At 56.7% G+C, this 23164-nt stretch carries 19 protein-coding genes; 7 read left to right on the top strand and 12 right to left on the bottom strand.

Annotation, left to right across the window (positions count from 1 at the left end):
- Window positions 1-372: 372 nt before the first annotated feature.
- Window positions 373-1191, top strand: coding sequence for a 3-deoxy-manno-octulosonate cytidylyltransferase (gene kdsB, locus QML71_RS07950; RefSeq protein ID WP_282011390.1), 819 nt, complete (start codon window positions 373-375; stop codon window positions 1189-1191).
- Complete coding sequence (gene pyrG, locus QML71_RS07945) at window positions 1188-2822, top strand: CTP synthase (protein ID WP_282011389.1); 1635 nt, start codon at window positions 1188-1190, stop codon at window positions 2820-2822. Before kdsB ends, pyrG begins: the two co-directional genes overlap by 4 nt.
- Here pyrG and QML71_RS07940 read toward each other — a convergent pair.
- The 3 genes from QML71_RS07940 to lptF form a co-directional block, all read right to left on the bottom strand.
- A complete protein-coding gene (locus tag QML71_RS07940; protein WP_282011388.1) occupies window positions 2813-3925 on the bottom strand; it encodes a Tll0287-like domain-containing protein in 1113 nt (370 codons plus the stop codon). The genes pyrG and QML71_RS07940 overlap by 10 nt on opposite strands.
- A 95-nt stretch (window positions 3926-4020) precedes the next feature.
- Window positions 4021-4473, bottom strand: a complete 453-nt coding sequence (locus QML71_RS07935) for a CBS domain-containing protein (protein ID WP_282011387.1) — start codon at window positions 4471-4473, stop codon at window positions 4021-4023.
- 27 nt (window positions 4474-4500) lie between these two features.
- Window positions 4501-5706 carry an LPS export ABC transporter permease LptF gene (gene lptF / locus QML71_RS07930; protein WP_282011386.1) on the bottom strand — a complete coding sequence of 402 codons (1206 nt, stop codon included), beginning with the start codon at window positions 5704-5706 and terminating at the stop codon, window positions 4501-4503.
- Window positions 5707-5784: 78 nt separating this feature from the next.
- Here lptF and lipA point away from each other — a divergent pair, with 78 nt between their 5' ends.
- Window positions 5785-6702 carry a lipoyl synthase gene (lipA, locus tag QML71_RS07925; protein WP_345742345.1) on the top strand — a complete coding sequence of 306 codons (918 nt, stop codon included), beginning with the start codon at window positions 5785-5787 and terminating at the stop codon, window positions 6700-6702.
- 4 nt (window positions 6703-6706) lie between these two features.
- On the opposite strand, the gene QML71_RS07920 is transcribed toward lipA, so the two are convergent.
- From QML71_RS07920 to QML71_RS07900, 5 genes are all read right to left on the bottom strand, one after another.
- The gene (locus tag QML71_RS07920; RefSeq protein ID WP_282011385.1) at window positions 6707-7576 is read right to left on the bottom strand and encodes a proline dehydrogenase family protein; all 870 of its coding nucleotides are present in this window, start codon (window positions 7574-7576) and stop codon (window positions 6707-6709) included.
- A 485-nt stretch (window positions 7577-8061) separates the two neighbouring features.
- A complete protein-coding gene (locus QML71_RS07915; protein WP_282011384.1) occupies window positions 8062-10074 on the bottom strand; it encodes an ABC transporter ATP-binding protein in 2013 nt (670 codons plus the stop codon).
- Window positions 10075-10081: 7 nt separating this feature from the next.
- Window positions 10082-11194 carry an ABC transporter permease subunit gene (locus QML71_RS07910; protein ID WP_371832126.1) on the bottom strand — a complete coding sequence of 371 codons (1113 nt, stop codon included), beginning with the start codon at window positions 11192-11194 and terminating at the stop codon, window positions 10082-10084.
- Window positions 11195-11483: 289 nt separating this feature from the next.
- Window positions 11484-12623 (bottom strand): ABC transporter permease subunit, encoded by a 1140-nt coding sequence (locus QML71_RS07905; protein ID WP_282011382.1) that lies wholly within the window; start codon window positions 12621-12623, stop codon window positions 11484-11486.
- Between the two features lie 155 nt (window positions 12624-12778).
- Window positions 12779-14707 carry an extracellular solute-binding protein gene (locus QML71_RS07900; RefSeq protein WP_282011381.1) on the bottom strand — a complete coding sequence of 643 codons (1929 nt, stop codon included), beginning with the start codon at window positions 14705-14707 and terminating at the stop codon, window positions 12779-12781.
- A gap of 167 nt (window positions 14708-14874) precedes the next feature.
- On the opposite strand from QML71_RS07900, the gene ispG reads away from it, so the two are divergent.
- The 3 genes from ispG to QML71_RS07885 are packed head-to-tail and all read left to right on the top strand — an operon-like array spanning window position 14875 to window position 17908.
- On the top strand, window positions 14875-16038 hold the full coding sequence (gene ispG / locus QML71_RS07895) for a (E)-4-hydroxy-3-methylbut-2-enyl-diphosphate synthase (protein ID WP_282011380.1): 1164 nt from the start codon (window positions 14875-14877) through the stop codon (window positions 16036-16038).
- A 26-nt stretch (window positions 16039-16064) separates the two neighbouring features.
- Complete coding sequence (gene tig / locus QML71_RS07890; protein ID WP_282011379.1) at window positions 16065-17447, top strand: trigger factor; 1383 nt, start codon at window positions 16065-16067, stop codon at window positions 17445-17447.
- A 44-nt stretch (window positions 17448-17491) separates the two neighbouring features.
- On the top strand, window positions 17492-17908 hold the full coding sequence (locus QML71_RS07885; protein WP_282011378.1) for a Rieske (2Fe-2S) protein: 417 nt from the start codon (window positions 17492-17494) through the stop codon (window positions 17906-17908).
- A gap of 60 nt (window positions 17909-17968) precedes the next feature.
- On the opposite strand, the gene QML71_RS07880 is transcribed toward QML71_RS07885, so the two are convergent.
- Window positions 17969-18397 carry a hypothetical protein gene (locus QML71_RS07880; protein WP_282011377.1) on the bottom strand — a complete coding sequence of 143 codons (429 nt, stop codon included), beginning with the start codon at window positions 18395-18397 and terminating at the stop codon, window positions 17969-17971.
- A 75-nt stretch (window positions 18398-18472) separates the two neighbouring features.
- Here QML71_RS07880 and QML71_RS07875 point away from each other — a divergent pair, with 75 nt between their 5' ends.
- Window positions 18473-19219, top strand: a complete 747-nt coding sequence (locus QML71_RS07875) for a class I SAM-dependent methyltransferase (protein WP_282011376.1) — start codon at window positions 18473-18475, stop codon at window positions 19217-19219.
- Here the strand turns inward: QML71_RS07875 and nfi are convergent.
- The 3 genes from nfi to ptsP all read right to left on the bottom strand — a co-directional run bounded on the left by nfi (window position 19192) and on the right by ptsP (window position 23147).
- A complete protein-coding gene (gene nfi / locus QML71_RS07870) occupies window positions 19192-19896 on the bottom strand; it encodes a deoxyribonuclease V (RefSeq protein ID WP_282011375.1) in 705 nt (234 codons plus the stop codon). The genes QML71_RS07875 and nfi overlap by 28 nt on opposite strands.
- Before the next feature lie 225 nt (window positions 19897-20121).
- A complete protein-coding gene (gene metK / locus QML71_RS07865) occupies window positions 20122-21282 on the bottom strand; it encodes a methionine adenosyltransferase (RefSeq protein ID WP_282011374.1) in 1161 nt (386 codons plus the stop codon).
- Between the two features lie 92 nt (window positions 21283-21374).
- Entirely contained in the window at window positions 21375-23147 is a 1773-nt protein-coding gene (gene ptsP, locus QML71_RS07860; protein WP_282011373.1) for a phosphoenolpyruvate--protein phosphotransferase, read from the bottom strand.
- Window positions 23148-23164 lie beyond the last annotated feature (17 nt).

The raw sequence follows: 23164 nt of genomic DNA, 5'->3' as shown, positions 1-23164 counted from the left end.
GCCGAATTTGCTGTTGAAGCGTTTTGGCTTTTAAGCTATTCTTGCCATTATTCCGGTGGGGCTGCGGAAGGTGAATGCAAGCCTCGCGGGCATATCCGATGGCCGCCGGGCTGTTTGATACCGGGCTCTGAAGCGGGAGCCTGGCAATTCCACTACGCCTTTCAAGCATACTCCGCAAGCCAGGTGAGTCACCGAGCAAATCCGAAGAGTTGTTTCTGTTATTCCATGGGATTCCAAGGACCTTTCCTTCCTGGAAAGCTCCGGAACGCGGCCTTGTTCGCCACACAGGTTGGGGAGTAGTCTTGGGTCCAGCCAGCATGAAGCGCGCGTTTCGGTGTGTCCGGCAAATCCTCATTCAAGACGGGTGGAAACATGTCCGCGAAGCCGAAGGTTCTTGCCGTCATCCCGGCCCGCTGGGGTTCCACCCGGTTTCCCGGCAAACCCCTGGCGCCGCTGCTGGGGCGTCCTATGATCCAATGGGTGACCGAGCGTGCTCAGTCGGCCTCTTCCATTTCAGAAGTTATTGTGGCGACCGATGATGAACGCATTGCCAAAGCGGTTGAAGGGTTTGGAGGGCAGGCGGTCATGACGTCCCCCGACCACGAGTCGGGTTCCGACCGCATTGCCGAGGTGGTGTCGGACCGGGCCTGTGATGTGGTGGTCAATGTACAGGGAGACGAACCGTTGATTCCGCCGGAAAACATCGAACAGGTGGTGCAGATTCTGCTTGCAGACAAAGACGCCGCCGCAGCCACGCTGATGTCTGCCATCGACAATTACGAAGATGTTTTCGATCCCAACGTGGTGAAGGTGGTTGCGGACAACACGGGCCGCGCTTTGTATTTTTCGCGGTCGCCGATCCCGTACCTGCGGGATGCCTGGCAGAACAAATCCCCCGAACAAATCCGCAGTGAACCGTTCCCGGAGCGCACCTGGTTCCGCCATATCGGCCTGTATGCCTACCGGTGCGATTTTCTGCTGGAGTACACGCGCCTGCAGCAGACGCCTTTGGAACGGCAGGAACGGCTGGAGCAGTTGCGGATTCTGGAAAACGGGTTTGCTATCCGGGTGGGGGAGACGGATCGGGTGTCTTTGGGAGTGGATCGGGAAGAAGATTTACGTAAGGTAGAGAGCCTGGCGAAAGCGCAGGAACAAGAAGGGATTGAATCGCAACCGGGGAGACGCTCTTGAAAAAGAAACAAAACGGTAAGAAAACGAAGTACATCTTTGTAACGGGCGGCGTCCTGTCTTCCTTGGGCAAGGGCATTGCCGCCGCTTCCATCGGCAGCCTCCTGGAATGCTGCGGCTACAAGATCACCCTGCTCAAGCTGGACCCGTACATCAACGTCGATCCCGGCACCATGAATCCCTTTCAGCACGGTGAAGTCTTCGTCACTCATGACGGCGCGGAGACCGACCTCGACCTCGGCCATTACGAGCGTTTCACCCACGCCCGCATGACAAAATTCAACAACGTGACGGCAGGGCGCATCTACAACGATGTTATTCAGAAAGAGCGGCGCGGCGAATATCTGGGCGCCACGGTGCAGGTGATCCCGCATATCACCGACGAAATCAAAAGCCGCATCCATGCCGTGAGCGATGACGTGGATGTGGTGATCTGTGAAATCGGCGGCACCGTGGGCGATATCGAAAGCCTGCCGTTCCTGGAAGCGATCCGTCAGTTCCGTTTTGACCAGACGCCGCGCCATGTGATTTACGTTCACCTGACGCTTTTGCCGTATGTCAAAACCGCTGACGAGCTGAAAACCAAACCGACGCAGCACAGCGTGCAGAAACTGCGCGAGATCGGCATCCAGCCCGACATCCTGTTATGCCGTACGGAACGGCAACTCACCCGGGATGTGAAAAACAAGATCGCCCTGTTCTGTAACCTGGAAGTGGATGCTGTCATTCCGGCCATGGATGCGGAATCGATTTACCAGGTGCCTTTGAATTTTTATAATGAAGGGTTGGACAAGATCGTCCTCGACAAGTTGGGGCTGCCGTACCGGGAACCCGACCTCAAACAATGGCAGGTGATCAACCAGTATCTGGAAAAACCGGAAGGCGAAGTCACCATCGGCATCGTCGGCAAATACATCGATCTCAAGGAATCCTACAAGAGCTTGATCGAAGCGCTGGTGCATGCGGGGGTCAGCAACCACGTGCGCATTCGCATGAAGTGGGTGTCGGCGGAAGATTTGGAAGTGGAAGGCGGAGGCGAGAATTTACGGGACTGCGACGGCGTTCTGGTTCCCGGCGGTTTCGGCGACCGCGGGTTTGAAGGCAAGGTGCAGTCGGCCCGGTTTGCGCGTGAAAACAAGATTCCGTACTTCGGTATTTGTCTCGGCATGCACTCGGCGGTGGTCGAGTTTGCGCGCAGCGTGGCGCGTCTGGAAAATGCCAACAGCGCCGAGTTCGTTCCGGAGACGCCGCATCCCATCATCGACCTGATGTCCGATCAGGAGGCCAACGGCGACAAGGGCGGCACCATGCGGCTGGGCGAATACCCGTGTCAATTGCGCAAAGGCTCGTTCGCGTACAAGGCCTACGGCGGGCAGCGCGAAATTTCCGAACGCCACCGGCATCGTTACGAGTTCAACAACAAGTATCGGTTTCAGCTGGAAGAGGCGGGCATGCGCATCAGCGGCATTTCGCCCAACGGCAACCTGGTCGAGATCGTCGAACTCAACGACCATCCCTGGTTTCTGGCCGGGCAGTTTCACCCCGAATTCAAATCCTCACCACGGGAGCCGCACCCCCTGTTCAATGAGTTCATCGCCCAGGCCTGGAAGCGGCACAAAAGCCGTCAGTCGTGATCCAGTGGAATGCTCATCACGATTCCCCCCATCACGTCATACAGTTTGAAATCGTGTTTGGGACTTCCGGGGTGCGCGTTGTGGCATTCCACGCAAGAAGGCGTCACCGCCAGGTCCGGGTACACCGCCTGAAAAAATTTCTGGTCGCCGACGTAGGTGGTGCGGATGTAAGGCCGTAGCGGATACGACGCCACCGACTCCAGTCCCGCCCGCTCAAATTTGTCGGCGGCTCCGTTTTGCGGATTGATGGGCCACAGGCTGATCAACCGGTAGTCCAGCCCCAACCGCAGGTTGCGGATCAGGTCCGACGCATTCAGCATGAACTGCGCGGGCAGCAGCAGCGTGTTCTCCTCCCACCAGTTTTCCGACGAATAAATCACGTTTTCTTTTTGCAGGCGATTGACCACGTGCCGTGCGTACACGATGCGGTCCGCTTCCAGAATGGCGTGGATGTAGTCGGTCACCACTTCAGGCGGCACGTGATAGGTCGGATTGTTGTCTTCGTCGAGGGTCTGGTTGATGGGGAACGCCAGCAGAATGCCGCCCATCACGTCGTTCAGTTTGAAATCGCGCTTCGAACTTTTCGGATGGTTGTTGTGGCAGCTCACGCAGCGTTTGGCCACGGCTTTGTCGGCATAGACGGCATTGTAAGTGAGTTCGTTGTCGGTCTTGCGTATCCAGGTATAGGGTTTATCAGGGTTCTTGATGACCTCCTGCAATCCCTTTTTCTCGTTTTCAGTCCTGGCCTCATGGGTTTTATTGATAGGCCAGAGACTCATCAGTCGGAAATCCAACCCCACGTTTTTGGAGCGAACCCGTTCCGACGACATCAAAAGAAACTGCGCCGGCAGAGGTAGGGTCTTGTCCTTCTTCCAGTTTTCGGTGGCGTTGAGGTTGACGGTTTCTTTCAGCCGGTCAACCAGGTATTGGGAGTAAATGGTGCGGTCGGCTTCGATCACCGCATGGATGTAATACGCGGCTTTTTCCGGTGAGATGCCCAGGGGGGTTTTGAGAACCACCGCCGAGGATTGGGTGAGGGCAACGGTGGAGAGAGCCAGCACGATCAAGAAGATGAACGATAGAATTCGTACCCGAGTGCGCATAGGGACACCTCCTTCTGCAGCACGTAAAAGTCACAGGGAACTAACTCTCCTGTTATAGCTCGATTCGGGTGGAAAGAAAAGACCAAACTTTTTATTCAGGACTGGCTCATGCCGCGGATCACATCCACCTTGCCGATCACGCCCACCAGCGAATCGTTTTCCACAACGGGCAGGGTGTGGATGTCGTGGTTGGCCATGATGGCGGCCACTTCCCCCATCTCGGTATCGGGCGTAACGGTTTTGACATCCTGTTGATAAATGTCGTCCACTCGTGTGCCGGTAAAGCGTTTGACTTCTTTTTCAAACTTTTCGTCGCTTTCCAGATAAATGACCGCGTCGAACAACGCAATGACGGTGGGAATGTGCAGATTTTTGTTTTGCTCGATGAGGTCTGTCTCGGTGACCACGCCGATCAGCGTGCCCGCTTCATCCACCACGGGAAACCCGTTGACCCGGTGTTCGAGAAACAGTCCGGACAGATCGCGCAGAGTCAGGTCTTTTTGAACGGTGATCACCTTGTCGGTCATGATGTCGCGTGCGGTCAACATAAGAGCTTCCTCTCGCGGTTAAAATTCTCAGGGCGTGTGACGCGATTCGATTTTTTGAGTGCCGGACCGCAATCGTTTTATGAATTCCAGCAAGGTCAAATACCCATCGGTCACCCGGTCCACAAGGGTAAATGGAATCTCCTTGTTCACTTTATATAATACATAGGCGGTGAAGAAAAATAAAATGAGGTTGGGGATCCAGACGGAAAGGAGTCCCGGAATTTCACCCCCTTTTCCCAGATTCTGCGCCGTGATCAGGCCGATGTAATACAGCAGGATGATCGCCACCGCGACCACGAATCCGCCGGATTTGCCGGAGCGGCTGGACTTGATGCCGAGTGGCGCGCCGATCAGTCCGAACAGCAGGCAGGTGAAGGGTATCGAGAACTTTTTGCTCAACTCGACCTCTTCAAAGCTCGCAGGCTCCCCGGCCTGTTTTTTTTCCCGGATGAGCTGCCATAGATCCGATACCGATTTGTCCTTGTGTTTGAAGAGACCGCTTTCCCGCATTTTTCCCGCTGTCGGCAGGTCGAGGTTGAGATCGTAACGTTGAAACTTGATGATCTGATAGCGGGTTCCGGGCTTGTTCGCGTCGTGAATGGAACCGTCCCGCAGCTGCAAGTGGATGCGGAAATGGGCGGAGTCGGAAACGATGGTGCCTTCGTTCGCCAGGATGATTTTGGCGTCTTTCTGATCCGCGTTGTGGGCGATGAAAATACCGCGCAGTTCGTGGTTGCTTTCCTTATCGTTCACGAATACCGTCAGGCCCTCAAAATCCTTGTTGAAGACATTGGGCTTGATATCGATGTTGGCGCGGGTGCGGACAATGTCGTACACCATTTTCTGAAACTGCTGCCCCCCCCACGGCAGAAAATAAAACATGTTCAGGTTGGTGATGATGTAGGCCAGGATGGTGAAAAAAAATACCGGACGCAACAGGTACAGGAAACTCCAGCCCGAAGCCTTCATGACCACGTACTCGTTGTCGGCCGACAACTGGTTGAACACCACCACCGCCGCCACCAGCACGCCGATGGGAATGGTCAGTCCGAGAAACCCGGGGGTGATGTAAAAAATCATCTGCATCACTTCCGGCAGGGTGACGCCGCGATTGAACACGAGGTCGGTGATGAACAAGATCTTGTCCATGAACAGCACCGTGGTCAGGGCGAGGGTGCTGATGAGGAAAATCTTGAACATTTCCGTGAAAATGTAGCGGTGGATGATTTTCATGTTTGCTGGTAGAATCCGAAGAGTGGGTGGCCCGGCGAGCGCAAACGACGCCTGCGATACGGCCTTCGCTGAGTTTCGATTATACTATCGATTCCCCTTCCGGGAATCAAAAATGACCCCGAACCTGTTGAAAAAATTTACTCTATGCGTCTTCCGGAGTGGTTGAAAACCCCCCTGCCGAAAAATCCCAGTTTTTTTCATCTCAAATCGCTGGTGAGGGAACACGGCCTGCATACGGTGTGCGAATCGGCGTCCTGCCCCAATATCGGCAAATGCTGGGACCGGGGCACATTGACCATCATGATTCTGGGCAACACCTGCACGCGTGCCTGCCGATTCTGCGATGTCGATACCGGCCACATGCTGCCGCCGCGCCGGGAAGAACCGGTCGAGGTCGCGCAGATGCTTTCCAAGCTGAACCTGCGCTATGTGGTGATCACGTCGGTGGACCGCGACGATCTCAAAGACGGCGGTTCGGGCTTGTGGGCGGAAACCATCCGCGAGGTTCGCCAACGCTGCCCGGAGCTCAAGATCGAAGCGCTGATTCCGGATTTTCAAGGCGACACCACAGCGATTCAGACGGTGTGCGATGCCGCGCCGGATGTGTTGGCGCACAATATCGAAACCGTGGCCTCCTTGCAAAAAACCGTGCGGCCGCAGTGCCGCTATGAGTGGTCGCTGGATACAATTTCCGTGGCCCGCCAGGCCGGGGTGATTGCCAAGAGCAGCCTCATGCTGGGCATGGGCGAACGCCGCGACGAGGTCCTGCAGACGATGAAGGACTTGTTGCACGCGGGCTGTCAGATCCTCACCATCGGCCAGTACCTGAGGCCGACGCGCAACCATCTGGAGGTGGTCGAGTTCATCCATCCCGACGCGTTTGCCGAATACAAACGGATCGGTGAGGAGATGGGATTCGATCACGTGGAGAGCGGGCCGCTGGTGCGCAGTTCTTTCGAAGCCGACCGCCAGGCCGGTGCCCTGGGTCTGGTCTGAATCTCTATTTTCCCAGCTTGCCCAAACCCAGCGTTTCCTGCACCAGGCTTTTGATGACGAACAGGATGTTTTCCTTCCGCTCCGCCAGCCGCCGCAAAGTATACGGCAACCACGCACTGCCATAGGGCACGTAGATGCGCACCTGGTAGCCCTGATCGAGCAGGTGCTTCTGCAAATCCCGCCGCACCCCGTACAACAACTCAAAATAGAAAGTTTCGGGCGCGATCTTTTCCTTTTCGATGAATTGGAGGATGTGGCGGATCAACGTTTCATCGTGCGTGGCGATGGCGGGCAGGTGGCCTTCTTTCAAAAGCGGATGCGCCAGTTTCAGAAAGTTTTCGCGAATGGCCTGCATGTCCTGAAAGGCGATGTCCGCCGGTTCCTTGTACGCGCCTTTGCACAGGCGCACCGAGATCTGTTTGTCGATCATGGTGGCGACATCTTTTTCGGTGCGGTGCAGGTAGGCCTGCACGACGATGCCGAGGTTGCTGTGCGGTTGGTGCAGCTCCAGGCACATGTCGAGAATGGCCTGCGTGAGATTGGAACCTTCCATGTCGAAGCGCACCGTGTGCTGCCCGGCGGCATCGATGACGGCCTCCACGTTTTTCCGGCAGAGGGCGGGGTCGATGCTGAGGCCCATCTGGCTCAACTTCAGTGACAGGTCGAGCGGCATGTGGTGGGTCTCGATGGCTTTCAGCAGCGCGATGTATTCGTCCCGCGCGTTTTCGGCCTGGCCGGGGTTGTGGGTGTCTTCGCCCAGCACGTCGATGGTGCACAGGTAACCGTTGTCGTTGAGTTTATAAATATTTTTGAGAGCGGTTTCGAGATTTTCTCCGGCGATGAACCGCTTGGCAAAGGGATAGAGAATGCGCATGGACTGGCTCCTCTCGGTGCTGGAAGTTGAGAATGCCCTCTACTTATTTAGATTCGCCAAATCCGGCAGCGGATTGCAAGGAGTTTCGATGGCCGGCGGTTTCCGTCGTGCAGCGTGGAGATTCGGGGCCGCCACGCGATCCCCTGTAAAGGCTTTGCCTGAAAGCGGTTCGAGGCCCGCCTCCACGCACCAAAAAAAGCTTGCGCCGGGGCCTTTAAAACTGTATTTTTAAGCCTTTTTGGGAGCGGGATGCCCCGGCTTCCTGAGACCCTATCCCTAGACCCTATTCCTGATTTCCAAGGATTGAACCATGGTGGTGGATAACCTCAATTGCCTGTTGGTAGGTGGCCTTGTCGGTGTGGCCGTGCTCGGTTTTCTGTTCTATTTCATCTCCGAGAAAACCAAAGCCAAAAACACCTGATTCTTCCCAGTTTCACCTCACTTGTTTCACGACGGGGAACCGTCAACCTCTCCTTTTTTCTTTTTTACCCCACAGCATGGCAGGCTGCATAGGCTTCCCTGTCTTTGATTTCCAGATCCGGGTATTGCTCCAGACATCGTTTGCGCAACGGCGACCCTTCCGGCTCGCTGCGGAAAATCGGACAGCGTGGATGGAAATGGCAGCCTTGCGGCGGATTGAGCGGTGAGGGCACATCGCCCACCACGGCCTCGAACGGTTTGCGCTCGCCCAGGGTCGGCACCGCGTTCAGTAAGGTTTGCGTGTAAGGATGCAACGGGCGGGCGAACAGGTTTTTGGCCGGTGCGTACTCCACGATGCGGCCGAGGTACATGATCGCCACCACATCCGCCATGTATTCCACGACGCTCAGGTTGTGGGTGATGAACAGGTAAGTCAACCGGTGCGCCGATTGCAACTCCCTGAGCAGATTCAACACCTGCGCCTGCACGGAAACATCGAGCGCGCTGGTCGGTTCGTCCAGCACCAGAAACTCCGGTTCGAGAATCAGACTGCGCGCAATGCTGATGCGCTGCCGCTGCCCGCCGGAAAACTCGTGAGGGTACCGGTCCACTGCAGCCGGCCCCAGTCCCACTTCCTGCAGCGCCTTGCCGATTCGGTCCTTCTTCTCCTGCAGTGTCAGATGAGGGAAATGCACGTCCAGACCTTCGCCGACGATGTCTTCGATGCGCATGCGCGGCGACAGCGATCCGAACGGATCCTGAAAAATGATCTGCATGTATTTGCGCAGGGCCTTGATCTGGTCTTTGGCGAGAGCCATCAGGTCCTGACCTTTAAAGCGGACCGACCCCCGCGTGTCGCGGTTCAGGCGCAGGATGGATTCGCCGAGTGTGGTCTTGCCGCATCCCGATTCGCCAACCAGCGCCACCGTCGAGCCGCGCTGGATATCGAGATCGACATGATCGACCGCTTTCACATGCGCCGATACGGTGCGAAACACGCCCTTGCGCACTGGGAACCAGGTTTTGAGTGCCTTGATGGACAGCAGTGTTTCCGGGGTTTTGGGTTTGGGCGGCGCCGGGATGCGCACCGCGTCCGCTTCCACCGCATTGCCGGTTTGGGATTCGTATAGATGACAACGCACCGTGTGGCCGCGCTCGACCGTATAAATGGGGCTGTCCACGCGGCGGCACACATCCATGACAAACTGGCAGCGGTCGGCGAACAGGGAGCCTTCTCCATACTCGGTGGCGGGGGGCACCATGCCGGGGATGGTGTTCAACAGATACGGCGCGTCGCCGGGTTTGGGAATCGAGTCGAACAGCCGCCGTGTGTACGGGTGCGCCCGGTTGCGGAACACGGCTTCGCGCGAACCGTGCTCGACAATGCGCCCGGCGTACATGATGCAGATGTCGTCCGCCATCTGGTTGACCACGCCCATGTCGTGGGTGATGAGTAGAATGGCCATGTCCATCTTCTTTTGCAGGTCGGCCATCAGCTTCAGCACCTGCGCCTGGATGGTGACATCGAGCGCCGTCGTCGGTTCGTCGGCGATGAGCAGTTTCGGTTCGCAGGCCAGCGCCATGGCGATCATCACCCGCTGCTTCATGCCGCCTGAAAGCTGGTGCGGAAAATCATCGATGCGCTGGCCGGGATCGGGAATGCCGACCTGATCGAGCAGTTCGATGGCGCGTTGACGCGCTGCGCCTTTTTGCATCTGGCGATGAATGCGCAGGGCTTCTTCCAACTGATTGCTGATGCGGTACAGCGGATTGAGCGAGGTCATCGGTTCCTGAAAAATCATGCCGATGTCGTTGCCGCGGATGCGGCGCATGCTTTCTTCGTCGAGGCCGGTCAGATCGCGCCCATCGAGATAAATTTTACCGCTGGGATGGTAGCCGTTGTCGGCGATGAGGCGCATGATGGAAAACGCGGTCTGGCTTTTGCCGCAGCCCGACTCGCCGACCAAAGCGAGGGTCTTGCCGCGTTCGAGGCCGAAGCTGACGCCATCGACCGCCTCGGCCACCTGGCCGGTGCCGACGCGGAAGTAGGTGCGCAGGTCTTTGACTTCGAGCATCATGATGGGATCACTCCGCCTTTCTCGGGTCGAAGGCGTTGCGGATGCCGTCGCCGACAAACGTCAACAGGGTGAGCGTGGTGGTCAACAGCAGGAACGTCGGCAGCAAAATCCAGATGGCCTGCAAATTGTTTTTGCCCTGCGCCAAAAGCTCGCCGATGCTGGGGGCGGGACTGGGCACGCCGAGGTTCAGGTAATCGAGACTGACCAGAGCGAGGATGCCCGCCGTCACCTCGAACGGGAAAAACGTGATCACCGGCGTCAGCGAGTTGGGCAGAATATGGCGGCGCATGATGGAAGGGTTGGACACGCCCAAGGCGCGCGCCGCTTTCACGTATTCCAGGTTGCGGCCTTTTAAAAATTCGGCGCGGATGTAGGCGGCGATGCCCATCCAGGCGGTCAGGTTCAAAATGGCAAACAGCAGCAGGGAAGAGGGCACCAGAAACGCGCTCAGGATGATGAGGATGTAGAGGCGCGGAATCGATCCCCAGATTTCGGTCATGCGTTGGCCGATGAGATCGATCCAGCCGCCGAAGAATCCCTGCACGCCGCCCAGGAGGCAGCCGATGATCGTTCCCGTGATCGCCAGCGAGATGCCGAAGATCATGGAGATGCGGAAGCCGTAAATCAGGCGCGCCAGCACGTCGCGGCCGCGGTCGTCGGTGCCGAGGTAATGGCCGTCTTCCCACGATGAAGGGATGAGGCGCGATCCATCCACCGATGGTTCTTCATACGGGGCGGCCAGAGCGACGCGGCCGGTGCTGCTCTCGGTCGGGATGTATTTGTAGTCGTAACGCACCGCCGGCCACAGCGCCCACACGTCATGGGGTTGGCGAGGGGCGTCGGGCGAGGCTTGCGCTTCCATCGTTTTCGGTTGGGACGCATTGAGGCCGAGTGTGTCGCCTTCCTCGAAGTCGCCGAGTCCCAGGTCGAGCGAGTTGCCCATATCCTCTTCAAAGTCTCCCAGACCGAGGCTCAACCCGGAATCTTCCTCATGGATTTCATTCAGGGTCCGAAGCAGTGCGGGATCGAAATCCTTTTCATTGAAATCGTCCACCGCCAATTCGAGGTTTTCATCGCCAACCGGAGACTCGCTGGTTTTCACATCGGCCGTGGGCTGCACCTTCGGTTGCGGCGGGGTCTCTCCCCTCAGCCAGTTCATGAACTCGTTCGATTTATAATCCGGCTCCACCGGGCGGGTGCCGCCGAAATCCTGTTCCGTGTAGGTGAAGACGATCGGGAAATAGGGTTTGCCGTCCACCACCAGCAGGATGGGCCTGACGTTGCACAAGAGTTCGGCGGGCAGGGTGATGAGGAACGCCGCCAGCAGGATCAGCATGCTGTAAAAGGCGCGCCGGTCGTTCCTGAATTTGCGCAGTTTGATTTGCAGGTCTTTGTTGATCTGGATCATGTCAGCTCTGAGAATCCTCAAAGGTGATGCGGCGGTCGATGAGGACGTAGGAAACGTCCGTCAACAACTGCCCGAACAACGCCAGCAGGGAAAAAATAAAGAGGGTGCCGAGCACGATCGGGTAGTCGCGCTGGATAACCGCCTGGTAAGACAGCAGGCCCAGTCCGTCGAGCGTGAAAATCTGTTCGATCAGCAGCGATCCGGTGAAAAACATGGCGAGGAAGGCGATGGGGAATCCGGTGATCAACGGGATCAATGAATTTTTCAGGATGTGTTTGTACAGCACGCGTTGTTCCGAGCAGCCCTTGGCGCGAGCGGTGATGACGTACTGCTTGCGCATTTCCTCAATGATGGAATTTTTGGTGAGGATGGTCAGCGTGGCGAAACTGCCGATGATGAAACACAGCAAAGGCGCTGCCAGGTGATGCAGGTAGTCGGTCAGCTTTTGCCAGGCGGTCCATTCTTCATAACCCGGCGTGCCCGCCGAAGTCAGTCCGGCGAGCGGAATCAGGTGCGCGATGGCCTTGTCGCCGGGCCCGAAGACAACGATGAGGAAGATGCCCAGCACAAACCCCGGCGTGCTGTAACCGATGAGCACCACGAGGCTGGTCCAGGTGTCGAAGGTCTGGCCGTTCTTCACCGCTTTGGCGATTCCCAGAATGATGCAGATGATGTAGCTGAGAAAAAAACTGGTGACGCCCAGCGAAGCCGACACCGGCAGTTTTTCCTTGATCAACTCCAGCACCGACTTGTTGCGGTAAAACGAGTCGCCGAACTTGAGCAACAGGAACCCATCCCAGTTATCGAGCGTGAACACCCGTTCGGAGAAGGTGGCCTCGGGATTTTTGGGGTCGTACCAGATGAAGGTGCGCAGGTACCGTTCCCACAGAGGCCGGTCGAGGTGGTAGATTTTCTTGAGCTGCTCCATGTGCTGCGGGTCCATCTCCTGCGCCTTCAGGCTTTTCTGATCGAACGCCGCGCCGCCGGCTTCGCCCAGTTCCCCCGCATGGCCGCGCAGCAGCGATTTGATCTGATCGATGGGACCGCCGGGCACGAACTGCACGACGATGAAGGTGATGGTGACGATGCCCACCAGCGTGGGGATCATGAGCAGCAGACGTCGGATGATGTAACTGAACATAGAAAGATCGGCCGGATGGATGACTGGGTTCGGGATCGCCCGCCCACGCGCCCCACTGACACGACGCACGGGTTTCAAAAGTATAGCAAGCCGCGGGATGGGGAACAATGCGGATCATTGCGCAGGGGGCGGGGCGAGGTGGAGGTGGAAGGGGATCAGTTGACGGGCACGCCGGCCTGGCGCGCGGCTTTCAGTTTTTGCGCCTTGGCTTCATCCCACCACCACCATTCGATCATGTTGTTGAGAATGGCGGACTGCGACGGATTGATGGCCGGTCGCGAGAATTTGTTCCAATAGACAAAGCGGTCGGCGCCCATGTACCAGTGCGGCACCATGTAGAACTGGTGGGTCAGGATGCGGTCCAGCGCCTGTATGTGGTCCACCAGTTCCTTGCGCGTATTGGCCTCGACGAGTTGTTCGATGAGCTCATCGATGGCAGGGTTCCGGATGCCCGCGTAGTTGCGGGTGCCGGGCATGTCCGCCGCTTCGCTGCTCCACATGCTGCGTTGCTCGTTGCCCGGAGAGCGGCTTTGCGGGTAACCCATGACGACCATGTCGAATTTGAAGTCGCGCAGGATTTGTTCGTACTGGGCAACCTGCACCACCTGAAACGACATGTCCGCGCCGATTTTTTTGAGGCTGTTCTTGTACGGCTCGACGATGCGTTCGAATCCCGGACTGGCGAGGTGCACTTTCCAGCGCAGTGGTTTGCCGTTTTTGACGCGGACGCCGTCGGGCCCCAGTTTCCAGCCTTCCGCGTCCAGCAGTTTGTTGGCCAGCGCCACGCTTTTCTCAAACGGCGCGCCTTGTCCCGGTGCGCCCACGGGTTTGGTGAACACGGTTTTGGGCACGTATTCCGCGCCGTGCTTCTTTCTGAGTTTGAGCAGCAACTCCAACACCCGGCCCTGGGGCAGGCCGTCGGGCTTCATCTCCGGATTGTTGTCAAAGTAACAGTCGTTGCGCGTGTACTGGCCGTAGAACAGGTTTTTGTTGGCCCAGTCGAAGTCGTACACCATCGCCACGGCAGCGCGCACACGGCGCGATTTAAAAATGTCGTTGCGCATGTTCATGACGAAACCCTGCATGCCCGCCACACGCTGATGCGGCACTTCCTCGCGCAGGTAGTAGCCTTTACTGACAAAGTCGCCTTTGTAATCGAGCGCCCAGTCGCGGGAACTGCCGATGAGATGGGCGTCGAACTCGCCGCCCTTGAAGGCTTCGCGGCGGGCCACCGGATCGAGATAGATTTTCCACGTCAGCCGGTCGAAGTTGTAGCGGCCGCGATTCTTCGGCAGGTCCTTGCCCCACCAGTCGGGGTTGCGTTTGAGTGTGATGAATTTGCCGTACTCGTAGCGCTCGACCACGTAGGGCCCGCTGCCTACGGCGATGTCGTCGAAATCCTCCCCGAACTGTTTACCCGGTTGACCGTAAACGTGTTTGGGAAAAATCAGCATCTGCCCGGTGATCAGCGGCAGTTCCTGATTGAAAATGGCGAAGGTGTACTTCACGCGGTGTGCGTCCAGCTTTTCCGCCTTGGTGATGTCTTTAAAGTACTGTTTGTAGAACGGGTGGTATTGCGGGTCTTCCAGCAACTCAAAAGAGAAAACGAAATCATTCGCCGTCACCGGTTGCCCGTCGGAAAACTTGGCTTCCTTATAGATGTGGTAGATCATGGACATGCGGTCGTCGGCCAACTCCACCTTTTCCACCAGACTGCCATACTGCGAAAACGGCTCGTCGTCGTCGGCGGAACTGTCCATGGGCGTCTGAAACACCAGGTTGATGCCGGTAGCGGGCACGCCCTTGAGCGACGCCGGATTGAGCTTGGTGAACGCGCCTTCGCCGCTGAGAACCAGGTGGCCGCCCTTGGGGGCCTTGGGGTAGGCGTAATCGTAGGTCTGGCCGGCCTTGTATTTCAACCCTTCCGGCCCGTACAGCGACAGGCCGTGCTGGGGCTGGGAGAGCGCCGCGCCGGGCGCCGCCAGCAGCAAGCCAAGCCACAGCAGGAAAAAGGCGGAAAAATGCGGGCTTGCAGGACCGGTTTTCGTGCGGGACGAGGTCGAATTGGGCTGGTGCGGACTCATGGGAATTCACTATAATGGAAAGAGTTGGCTTTGCCAAGCCTAGGCTCCGGGCGTCCTCGAAATTGGCGATCCGGCAGGCAGGAATTCGTTGAGAAGACGGCCTGATTTTGCTATCTTGGATGCAATTTAAGTGTCTAACCCATTCTAAATGAAAGCGAATCCACTCTGTGAGTGCACCTATAAAACCCCGAACCACCCGTAAAATCCGTGTCGGCACCCTGACTCTGGGCGGCGATTCGCCGATCGCGGTGCAAAGCATGACCGCCACCCGCACGCAGGACCTCGACGCGACGCGCCGGCAGATTGAAATTCTTGAGAAGGCGGGCGCGGACATCATCCGTATCGCCGTGGACAGCAAGGAAGATGTGGAGGCGCTTAAAATTCTGCGCGCCGGATCGAAGGCGATGTTTTCCGTGGACCTGCAGGAAAATTACCGGCTGGCGCCGTTGGTCGCGCCGTACGTCAACAAGATCCGCTACAATCCCGGTCACCTGTGGCATCTCGATAAGGAAACGTCCATCCGCGACAAAGTCGCGTTCATCGTCCAGGCCGCGCGCGAACACGACCTCGCCATCCGCATCGGCGTCAACTGCGGTTCGGTGGACCCGGATTACAAGGCGCGTTATCCCGATGATTCGATCGAGTCGATGGTGCAGTCGGCGGCGGACCATTGCCAGATGATGGATGACTTCGGCTTCACCAATTACTGCGTGTCGCTCAAGGATTCCGACAGCAGCAAAGTCATCGAGGCCAACCGGCGCTTTGCCGGGTTGCGCCCGGATGTGCCGCTGCACCTGGGTGTGACCGAAGCCGGGATGCCGCCGGAAGGCATCATCAAAACCCGCATCGCCTTCGAGCAGTTGATCCCGCAGGGCATCGGCGACACCATCCGCGTCTCGCTCACCGTGCCGGACGACGACAAGGGCGAGGAGATCGAGGTGGGGCGTTCGATTCTGGATGACATCGAAAACGGCCGTTTTCGCTCGGTGCCTGAAAATTTCCTGGAAGGCCTCAACATCATCGCCTGCCCGAGTTGCTCGCGCGTGGAGAACGGCAAGTTCGTCGATCTGGCGCAGGATGTGCGGCGCATGACCGAGTATGCCGAGAAATACAAGATCACCATCGCTGTCATGGGCTGCCGTGTGAACGGTCCGGGTGAGACCGACGATGCGGACCTCGGCTTGTGGTGTGGGCCGGCGCACGTCAACCTGAAGAAGGGGACGGAGTCGGTGGGCGCTTTTGGCTACGATGAGATTCTGGGCAGGCTGAAAGAGGAGTTGGATAAATTGATTGCAGACCGTTACGGCGCTGCGGAACCCAGTATTCCGTAAGGCCAAAGACAGGATAGAGACGTTTTATGGATTACCAGCTGGAAGAACTGGAAGGCCTTCGCCGCAAACTCAAGATCAAGGTCCCGCAGAACATTGTTTTGCAAAAGATCGAGTTTGCGTACCGGGAACTGAACAAACAGATCAGCATGCCGGGATTCCGTCCCGGAAAAATTCCGCGCAGCATCCTGGAAAAACAGGTTCCGTTGCAGGCTATGACACAGATGTGGCAGGACCTGATGCAGGAGTATTACAACCAGGCACTCACCGAATCCGGCATCGTGCCCGCCGGGCCGCCGGAGATCGATCATTCCGACATCGAGGAAATCGATCGCGAAAAGCCGTTCACCTTCAGCGTCACGCTGGACATCAAGCCGCAATTGCAGTTCAAGAATTACAAAGGCCTCAAGTTTCCAAAAACCGAGTTCAAGGTCACCGACGAGGAAGTGGATTTTGCCATCCGCCAGCACCTTGAACCGTTCGGATCGATGGAAATCCTTCCCCCGGACCATGCGGTGGGGGTGGGTGATTTTGTCATCATGGACTTTGAAGGCAGCATGCACGGGGAAGTGCTGGAAGGCAGCAAGGCCAGCGGTTACGAAGTGCGTGTCGGACAGAAGAAAATGATCGCAGGCTTTGAGGACCAGTTGGTCGGCCACAAGCAGGGCGAGCCGTTCGAGGTGAAGGTCCAGTTGCCGATGGACTGGAACAAAAAAATGCGCCGCGTCAGCATGCCAATCCCCGGCAAGGACGGTGAAGAGTTGCCGGATACGGCGACGTTCCAGGTCCAGATCAAACAGGTCAAGAAGCTGAACCTGCCGGAGTTGACCGACGAGTTTGTGCAGGCGCAGGGAGAAGAGTCGGTGGCCTCGTTCCGCCGCAAAGTGAAGACGGACCTGCAGGCACAGAAAGAACATCTGGAAGAAATGCACATCAAACAGGACATCTTCGATTACCTGGTCAAGCAGCACGATGTGGACCCTCCGGGTTCGCTGGTCGATCAGGAAATCCGTTTCATGATCGACGGCATGAAGTTCCAGATCCAGCAGTCGGGCATGAGCCTGGAAAATTCCGGGTTCGAAGAAGAGAAAGCAAAGGAAGAGTGGCGCGAGCGCGCGGTGTACAACTCCAAGGGCTACATGATTCTGGATGGCATTGCCCGGCAGGAAAAACTCAATGTCACGCAGTCGGATCTGGAAGGGGAGTACGAACGTTTGTCCCAGCAAACCGGGAAACCGGTGGAAGATGTACGCAAGACGCTGATGGCGAACCAGGAACACCTGAATCAGACGACGAGCCGCATTCTCGGGCAGAAGGCGTTGAACCTGATTTATTCGCAGTGTGAATTTGAATTTTTGAGCGAAGAAGAAGCCCGGACACGGGCCCAATCGCGCAAGCAGGAACAAGAATGAATGCCGGCTGCGCGTGAGTGCGGGACGGACTCGGGGACCCCGTTATGAAACTGTTCATCAAAGTCATGAAGGAAGGCGACTTGCCGCCAGGCAAATCCGCCATCGTCAACGTGCGGGACAAGGAAATCGCCCTGTTCAATTACAAGGGCAAGTATTTCGCGGTGTCCAACAAATGTCCGCACAAGGGCGCACCCCTCGGCGAAGGCCGCATTGAGGAAGGCGTCATCATCTGTCCCAACCATGAGTGGCGGTTCAGTCTGGAATCCGGAGGTTGCCCGCAAAATCCGGAACTGAAAACGACCGTGTACCCGGTGCGCGTGCACAAGGGCGTGGTGCGGATCGGCATCGATGCGGACGAAGAGCGCAAGCCGATCGGTAAAGAAAAGTACACCGTGCCTGAAGAACTTAAATTCAAGATCCCCACCATTCAAAAGCCGATCAATCCAGACGAAACGTTGTAACGGAAGCAGGCCTTGCAGGCTCCGGCCCGTGCGGGATGGAACCTGACCCGATTGGAGCCGTCAGTCTTCGTCGGGGATTTCCACCCAGTTGGGTTCGCCGTGGGTCTTGTAATTTTCCGTTCCGGCGAAGGTGCCTTCGTGGTAGATGTTGACCTTGAACTTGCCGCCACCGTAGGTTTCCCCGATGAAGGGCACCGGGTCTTCCAGGTGCATCAGATCTTCCGACCGGTATTTGCCGATCAGCTTGAATTCCATTCCCATACCGACCGGCACCAGTGCAAAAAATTTCAGTTTGGTGTCGTGCAGGAATCCCATCATGTCAACTTCCATGTCGTTCTTGGTATAGTCATCACCCAGACGGTGTTTGCAGCGTCGTTTCAGGTAGTCTTCGAGCAGATTGAAGAACCACCAGTTTTGTCCTTTCCGCGTGTCGTGCAGAAAAGGGTATTCCACAAATCCATACTTGTTGATGAATGGTTTTTTCGCCATAATGCCTTCTCCGTAAAGCGAGTCCGTCAGCAGACCCTATTATATTAAGTTCTTATTTTCCCGGCAAGCTGGACAATGAAAATTTTAGAAACGGTGTTCAAAGGGTACTGGCAGTTCGGATTCAAAACCCGATTGTACGATGGCTTGTGCCCGCATGCCTACCACCAATCGCTGCAAGCCGCCGCCGGTAAAGTCGAGGCCGTCAACGGCACTCGCATGCTGGACCTGGGTTGCGGATCGGGCCTGCTGGTGCGTTACCTGGACGAGGCGCTCGACCGCGGACTGCGTTACGTCGGCACCGACCGCCTGCCTTCCGGACTGGTGCAGCTCAAACAAAAAGCGGCGTTGTTGTCGCCGCAGACGCATACGCACGCCTTATTGTCCGACATGCTTGAGACGTGGCCGCTGAAACCGGAAACCTTCGATTACGTCGTCGCACATTTTTCGGTGTACACTCTCAACCGTGCCGAAGACCGGCGTCGAGTCTATGAATGCATTGCTCGCGTATTAAAGCCCGGCGGCTGTGCGGTGTTGTCCAATCCGTCCGACACTTACAACGCCCAGCAGATCATCAAAAGCAGCGTACGTTCTCAAAAGGGTGAGCTCTCCCTGTGTGAGCAGCGGGTGCGCCGCTATTTGTTGTATCCGATGACTCTCCTGTTGGGTTTGCGTCACATTCAGCAGCAGTTGGAAAACGGTGTCTGGCATGCTTATTCCCGCGAGGCCTTTTGCGAGGAGGTGGAATCGGCCGGGCTGAATGTGGAGCAGGTCGAGTCCGTGTATGCCGGGTCCGGTTATCTGCTGGTGGCGCGCAAATCCTGATCCTCCCTGCGAATGCGATTCACCAGATTGTGCGCCTGTCGTGTCGGCTCCGGGATGCGGTAGCGGGGTGAAACACGCAGGACCCATTCGATGGCGTGATCGAGGCCGATCCGATGACCGGTCGAAACGAAGATGGGTTTGCAGCGCTGGCGTGTGCGCAACGCCACCCCGAGTGTATTGCCGTCGCGATCTTTCAAGGGCGCGTGGTCTCCCTTGTCGGGGCCGGGTTCCTGATGCTCTCCGGTCAGCCGGGTCTTGGCGCAGCCTACCGTTGGACACTCCAGAAACAATCCCAGATGCGAAGCCAGTCCCAACCCACGCGGATGCGCGATGCCCTGGCCGTCGAACAGGATCAAATCCGGCGTGGGATGGATCTGCGTAAACAGTTCGAGCAACAGCGGCGCTTCTCGAAACGAAAGCAGGCCGGGCACATAAGGGAAATCGATTTGACCTTTCAGTGTGTGCTCCGCGACGACTTCCAACGTTTCCGCATCGAGCAGCACCACCCCGGCATACGCCGTCCCCCGCGATTGAGAAAGACTAATGTCGGCTCCTGCAATGAGTTTTGGCGGCGAACGCAGATGGTTTTTTCGATCCACTCGCGCGGCGAGGTTTTTCTGGATGGCGATGGCTTCTTTGGGAGTGACTGCCCATGAGTGGAGGGGATGGATTTTCATGAGCGGACCGTATTTATGGAAAGAGGGGTCGCCGGTGGATTGGATTCGCGCGGCCAGTTGGCCACCTCGACGCCTTCCACACTCTCGATGGCCAGGTGGCCAGGACTTTTCCTTGCTGGCTGCGGCCCCGGTCACGCCGATCCGAAGAAAGCGGGACGGCAAAGACAGAAGTGGACGTTGAGAAACAAAAAGAGGACCCCGCCCATAGGGCGGGGCGCTCCGTGTTTACAGTTTGGCCGCCCTTTTCAGGGCCGCGGCCTTGTCCGTTTTTTCCCAGGTGAACTCCTTTTCGTTGCGTCCGAAGTGTCCATACGCAGCCGAAGCGCGGAACCGGGGTTTCCTCAGATCCAGCGTCTTGATGATACCGGACGGGCGCAGATCGAAATGCTCGCGGATGAGTTTCTCGATGTGATTGTGATCGATCTTTTCCGTGCCGAAGGCTTCGACGAAAACCGAAACGGGTTCCGGCACGCCGATAGCATAGGCCAGCTGCACTTCGCAACGATCCGCCAGCTTGGCGGCTACGATGTTCTTCGCGATGTAACGGGCCATGTAGGCTGCCGAGCGATCGACCTTCGATGGGTCCTTGCCGGAAAACGCGCCGCCGCCATGCCGGGAATACCCGCCATAGGTATCGACAATGATCTTGCGGCCGGTCAAGCCACAGTCGCCCTGCGGGCCGCCGATGACAAAACGTCCGGTCGGGTTGATGTGGATCTTCATCTTTTTGGTGCGGAATTTTTCCGGAATGACGGGATTGATCACGTACTTGATCAAATCATCCTTGATCTTTTTATTGCTGACTTTCGGCGTGTGCTGAGTGGAAATGACAATGGTCTCCACGCCCACCGGTTTCCATTCATCGTAGCGGACGGAAACCTGGGATTTGCTGTCGGGCCGGAGGTAAGGCAGCTTGCCGTTTTTGCGAAGCTCCGCCATCTTCTTTACCAGCTTGTGCGAAAACAGGATCGGAGAAGGCATCAACTCCGGAGTTTCATTGGTGGCGAAGCCGAACATCATGCCCTGGTCGCCGGCTCCCTGCTCCTTTTTATCGTCGTCCACACCCTGCGCGATATCCTGGGACTGCTTGTCCACGGCAACGAGAACACCACAGGATTTATAATCGAAGCCCATTTCGGAATCGTTGTAACCGATTTCCTCAATCGTTTTCCGGACAATGGCTTGGAAGTCCAATTGGGCGTTGGTGGTGATTTCTCCGGCGACAACCACCAGTCCGGTGGTCACCATGGTTTCGCAAGCGACCCGGGACATCGGATCGACCTTCAAGCATTCGTCAAGAATGGCGTCGGAAATCTGATCAGAGATTTTGTCGGGGTGTCCCTCAGACACCGATTCAGATGTAAACAGGTAATTTCCTATGCTCATATGAATTCCTTATAGTCTATGGTTCATATCAAATTTTAAGGTTACTGCATACCACTGATCTTCTGGAAACAATCGCTGGGGAGGGCGGAGCTTCAAGCCGTCTTCTCACCAAACGCGAGATCCCGGTCGAAGTCCGACGGGAAACGGGTACGCATTTCGTTGGTGATAAACTGGTTGACCTCCTCTGCCGTGGACAGGCTGATCGCATGATCTGCTAGTTTGCGTGCCTCATCCAAAGTGACTTTCCTCAGAATTTTTTTTACTTTAGGTATGGAGTGGGGCTCCATGCTCAGTTCGTGAACGGTCCCCAAACCAAATAGAAGAAACGTGGCCATGGGGTCGCCCCCCAGTTCCCCGCAGATGGCAACATGCTTGCCGTGGGCCGCGGCGGTCTCAAAAACCTGTCGGAGTATTTTCAGGACCGAAGGATGGTAGGGTTGATACAGATGGGCCACATTCTCATTTATCCGATCAACAGCGAGGATGTATTGTACCAGATCATTGGTGCCAATGCTGATAAAATCCACTTCAGCGAGGATCAAGTCGACGGTGATTGCGGCGGAAGGTGTTTCAATCATTGCCCCAACGGCGATTTTCTCATCAAAAGGAATTTGCGCGTCCTTCAACTCCTTTTTGGCCCGATCAAGATAATGATTGGCCTCCCGAACCTCACCGACGCCGGTGATCATAGGATAAAGGATTTTTACGTGCCCGTAAAGGCTGGCTCTTAAAATCGCCTTCAATTGGCTGATGAAGACATCCGGTTTTGTTAAAGACATGCGAATGCCGCGCAGTCCCAGCGCGGGGTTGGCTTCCGTTTCGCTGTCCAAATGGTGCAACTGTTTGTCGGCGCCAATGTCCAGGGTGCGGATGACCACGGAGTAGGGTTGAATGGCCTGGGCGACATTTTTAAAATTGACGTAGAGATCGTTTTCCGTTGGCAAGCAATTGACGCCCAGATAGAGAAATTCAGTCCGGTACAAGCCGATGCCTTCGCCGCCGAAATTACGCACTCCTTTGGCCTCGTGCGCCGATTCGATGTTGCCCATCAACTGAACGGCGTGCCCGTCCATGGTTTCGGATTTCAGCGCGATGTTGTCGAGCAGTTTCTTTTCGTAACGAAGGTAATTGTCCTGCTTTTTTTTGTAGTGGACGAGTGTGGCGTCATCCGGATTGATAAGGACTTCGCCCTCGATGCTGTCGATGATGACCATGTCGCCCGAGTTGACATACTGGGTCAGATTGGATACGCCGACCACCGCCGGGATGCCGAGGGCCGATGCGAAGATGGCGACGTGTGAAGTTTTGCCGCCGACTTCCGTCACCATGCCCAGAATGAATGACTTGTTCATCATGATGGTGTCGGAAGGACTGAGAGCGTGGGTGATGATGACCACGGGCTCGTCGATATCAACCAGGCTTTCCTGGTGGTGTCCGATCAGATTCTTGATGACGCCGTGCACGACGAGGTCGAGGTCGTCGCGCTTGCCCTTCAGATAATCGTCATTGATGTTGTTGAACAGGCTGGTGAATTTGTCCAGCGTGCGGCTGAGTGCCCACTCCGCATTGATTTTGTCTTTGCGAATGTTGTCGATGGTCTCGTTGACCAGCAGGTCGTCTTCCAGCAGCAGGGTGTAGGTATCGAGGATGATCGCGTATTTCTGGGCGACGGAACTGGCGCGCTGTTTGATGTCTAGAAGCTGATCCTTTGACATCTGGATGGCTTCACGAAGACGGGTGATTTCTGCGGGAATTTCTTCGTCGGTCAGGCTGCGTTTAATGACACAGACTTTCGAACGGTCCAGCAGGTAGGCCTTGCCTATGGACACACCATTGGAAACTGCAATCCCTGAATATTTGCTCATAAACGGTTGCTCATCGT

Source organism: Nitrospina watsonii (genome assembly GCF_946900835.1).
Lineage (GTDB): Bacteria > Nitrospinota > Nitrospinia > Nitrospinales > Nitrospinaceae > Nitrospina > Nitrospina watsonii.
This window is presented reverse-complemented; position numbering and strand designations above follow the sequence as displayed.

Excerpts from the sequence above, each read along its gene's own strand:
- kdsB (WP_282011390.1), top strand. The coding sequence starts at position 373 with ATGTCCGCGAAGCCGAAGGTTCTTGCCGTCATCCCGGCCCGCTGGGGT.
- QML71_RS07940 (WP_282011388.1), bottom strand. The coding sequence starts at position 3,925 with ATGCGCACTCGGGTACGAATTCTATCGTTCATCTTCTTGATCGTGCTG.
- QML71_RS07935 (WP_282011387.1), bottom strand. The coding sequence starts at position 4,473 with ATGTTGACCGCACGCGACATCATGACCGACAAGGTGATCACCGTTCAA.
- lptF (WP_282011386.1), bottom strand. The coding sequence starts at position 5,706 with ATGAAAATCATCCACCGCTACATTTTCACGGAAATGTTCAAGATTTTC.
- QML71_RS07920 (WP_282011385.1), bottom strand. The coding sequence starts at position 7,576 with ATGCGCATTCTCTATCCCTTTGCCAAGCGGTTCATCGCCGGAGAAAAT.
- QML71_RS07915 (WP_282011384.1), bottom strand. The coding sequence starts at position 10,074 with ATGATGCTCGAAGTCAAAGACCTGCGCACCTACTTCCGCGTCGGCACC.
- QML71_RS07905 (WP_282011382.1), bottom strand. The coding sequence starts at position 12,623 with ATGTTCAGTTACATCATCCGACGTCTGCTGCTCATGATCCCCACGCTG.
- QML71_RS07900 (WP_282011381.1), bottom strand. The coding sequence starts at position 14,707 with ATGAGTCCGCACCAGCCCAATTCGACCTCGTCCCGCACGAAAACCGGT.
- tig (WP_282011379.1), top strand. The coding sequence starts at position 16,065 with ATGGATTACCAGCTGGAAGAACTGGAAGGCCTTCGCCGCAAACTCAAG.
- QML71_RS07885 (WP_282011378.1), top strand. The coding sequence starts at position 17,492 with ATGAAACTGTTCATCAAAGTCATGAAGGAAGGCGACTTGCCGCCAGGC.
- QML71_RS07880 (WP_282011377.1), bottom strand. The coding sequence starts at position 18,397 with ATGGCGAAAAAACCATTCATCAACAAGTATGGATTTGTGGAATACCCT.
- QML71_RS07875 (WP_282011376.1), top strand. The coding sequence starts at position 18,473 with ATGAAAATTTTAGAAACGGTGTTCAAAGGGTACTGGCAGTTCGGATTC.
- nfi (WP_282011375.1), bottom strand. The coding sequence starts at position 19,896 with ATGAAAATCCATCCCCTCCACTCATGGGCAGTCACTCCCAAAGAAGCC.
- metK (WP_282011374.1), bottom strand. The coding sequence starts at position 21,282 with ATGAGCATAGGAAATTACCTGTTTACATCTGAATCGGTGTCTGAGGGA.
- ptsP (WP_282011373.1), bottom strand. The coding sequence starts at position 23,147 with ATGAGCAAATATTCAGGGATTGCAGTTTCCAATGGTGTGTCCATAGGC.